This is a genomic window from uncultured Veillonella sp. (assembly GCF_934190855.1).
Taxonomy (GTDB): Bacteria; Bacillota; Negativicutes; order Veillonellales; family Veillonellaceae; genus Veillonella.
In genome coordinates this window covers 1-2,042 of the sequence record NZ_CAKPTN010000223.1, presented here as the reverse complement: position 1 = coordinate 2,042, position 2,042 = coordinate 1, and the positions used below count along the sequence as shown (strand labels likewise).

General features: G+C 38.2%; 3 protein-coding genes. 1 reads left to right on the top strand and 2 read right to left on the bottom strand.

Annotation, left to right across the window (positions count from 1 at the left end; all coding sequences use genetic code 11):
• Nucleotides 1–814, top strand: an 814-nt coding sequence (locus Q0F90_RS09020) for an ABC transporter substrate-binding protein (protein WP_296004924.1), incomplete at its 5' end; no start/stop codon positions are given.
• A 172-nt stretch (nucleotides 815–986) separates the two neighbouring features.
• Here the strand turns inward: Q0F90_RS09020 and Q0F90_RS09015 are convergent.
• Entirely contained in the window at nucleotides 987–1,775 is a 789-nt protein-coding gene (locus Q0F90_RS09015) for an ABC transporter ATP-binding protein (protein WP_296004922.1), read from the bottom strand.
• Nucleotides 1,775–2,042 (bottom strand): iron chelate uptake ABC transporter family permease subunit (locus tag Q0F90_RS09010; RefSeq protein ID WP_296004920.1); only part of this gene is annotated, 268 nt, incomplete at its 5' end. The genes Q0F90_RS09015 and Q0F90_RS09010, both read right to left, overlap by 1 nt.

The window sequence follows — 2,042 nt, the reverse complement described above, 5'->3', positions numbered from 1 at the left end:
AGTACCAAAGGATCCTCAAAAAATTGCGGTCTTATCTAATTCCGTATTATCTATGCTCTATGCAGTAGATGGAAAAGCTATTAGTCGTGTAAATACGACAGATAGTTTACCGCCTGAAATCGAAGCATTACCTGCTCTTGGTCAAACAGCCAACATCAATATGGAACAACTGTTAGGTCTTAATCCGGATTTAGTATTAGGCCTCGAAAATCAGCATAAAAAATATGAGGCGCAACTACAATCTAGCAAAATTCCAACAGTACTAATTAACTATGATGGCATTAAGGATAATGCACCACTTTTAACATTCCTCGGTGAGTTAACTAACCATCAAGATAAAGCCAAAACCGTCATCGCTACCTATGAAAATAACATTGCTAAAGTAAAGGATGCCGTTAAAGGCCAACAGCCTGCTCGCGTAGCTGTATTACGTGCTACTGGTAAAGGCGTAACAGCCGAAACTGATGCTTCTATCACAGCCTCTATGGTTAAAGAATTAGGCATGACAAATGTTGTAACTAGTCATTTAGATAAAACTACAACAGATAAAACTGTACCTTACTCTTTAGAAACTCTAGCAGCTGATGATCCAGATATCATCTTTGTTGTAACAATGGGCAAAGAAGAAGAAATTACTAAGGCTATGAAAAAAGCCATGACAGATAATCCTGCATGGGCGAATTTGAAAGCAGTTCAAAATAACCGCGTAGTATATCTACCATCTAAACTATTCCTATTAAATCCAGGTCTTCAAACACCTGAAGCTATGGCTCGCCTCGTGAAAGAAGCATACAGCATAGACGTTACATTTTAAAAACAAATAAAGGGACTATAACAGAATGTATTTACTACAGTCTAGTTATAGTCCCTTTTTTATATTCGTATCTGTTCTTCGAACTTAATTATATTTTGATAACTATCATTTCATACGTTGCATACGCTTCATACATTTTGTAACCACTACCATAGTAGTTACGCAACAACAACTATAATAAACCTTTTACCCGTACGTATGGTTTATTATCAAAGTTATCGACTTGTACATCTACAGAGAACACCTCTTTAAATAATGAATCAGAGGTAATATCCTTTGTATCCCCTGCTGCAATCAAGTGTCCTGCTTTAATAACAGCCATGTAATCAGAGTATTGCACTGCTTGTGTTAAATCATGTAGCACCATGAGAACTGTTAAACCTTGCTCTTTATTGAGCCGTTTTAAAAGCTCCATAATCTCTAATTGATGATTAATATCTAAATACGTTGTAGGTTCATCAAGTACTAAAAGCTTTGGTTCTTGAGCTAAGGCCATAGCAATCCAAACCCGTTGGCGCTCACCACCAGATAGAAATGGAATCAGTTGATGACGAAGATGATCTGTTTTTGTAATAGATAATGCGTAGTCTACGATCTCTCTATCCTCTTTCGCCGTATTCTTCCACCAATTTTGGTACGGATAACGACCACAGTATACAAGTTCCTCTACCGTCATATCTTTTGGCATATTTGGTACTTGTGGCAAGAATGCCATTTGACGAGCTAATGTATTCTGCGAATAAGAGGATAAAGGCTTATCAAAGATGGTTACACACTCACTAGGGCTAGAAATATACCCAATCATAGATCGTAAAAGCGTACTTTTACCACATCCATTAGGACCAATTAAAGTCGTAATTTTTCCCGTTGGTATCGATACCGTAATATCATGTAAAATATCTCGATTTCCAAGAGTTACGGATAGCTGTTTTACAGCAATAGCAGAATTATTTGTACTCATCAGCTATCCCTCCTTAATAGATACAAGAAGAACGGTGCCCCAAAGAAGGCCATAATAATACCTACGGGGATTTCAATGGGACTCATAAGAACGCGCCCTACGGTGTCGCTTACAACGAGGACAAAGGCTCCTAATAGAGCAGATCCGGGTAATAGATAGGCATAATCATTGCCAATAATCAGACGTAACATATGAGGAATCACAAGGCCTACGAAACCGATGAGACCTGCAATACTTACAGCACCGGCCGCTAATAAAGCCGCAACG